General features: G+C 59.8%; 1 protein-coding gene. It reads left to right on the top strand.

Features of this window, described 5'->3' with window-relative positions:
• The coding region (locus tag JN414_RS16470) for a hypothetical protein (protein ID WP_202208880.1) at nt 1–527 on the top strand (527 nt) is incomplete at both ends.

Raw genomic sequence — 527 nt, forward strand, 5'->3', positions numbered from 1 at the left:
AGGGTTCTGGGCACCACAGTTCCTGAGGCCGCAAAGAAGATGGCCGATGCCTATGCGGATCCAGCCCAGGCCGCCAAGACGTTTGCCCAGCAGGGACTTCTGGGCGTTCATCAGGGTCTGGTTCAGCAGGTTTCGGATCTCCAGTCTTCAGGCAATCGCCTTGAAGCCTGGCAACTGCTCATGGTGCAGGTGGAGCGTGCGACCGCGGGCGCAGCTCATGATGGCCTGACACCGCTCCAGACTGCATTGCATGGTCTGGATCAGGCCTTCAACGGTCCTGTCGATGGGGCGAAGTCGTTGTCTCGCTGGTTGGGAGACGGGATTGATGAAGGCGCCGCCAAGACAATTCGCCTGCTGACGGGTGTTGTAGATCTTCTGAACAAGATCCGCACGGCGCCGCTGAACGGTGATGACATGGGGGGCATTACCCAGAAGACAAACACTTTGGGGACGCCGGCCAGTGTATCCAGTACGATCGACACTGTCGGGGCGTCCCTTGGTGCGCCGTCAGATGTGATCTCTCTGGC

This window comes from Gluconobacter sp. Gdi (genome assembly GCF_014132155.1).
GTDB lineage: Bacteria > Pseudomonadota > Alphaproteobacteria > Acetobacterales > Acetobacteraceae > Gluconobacter.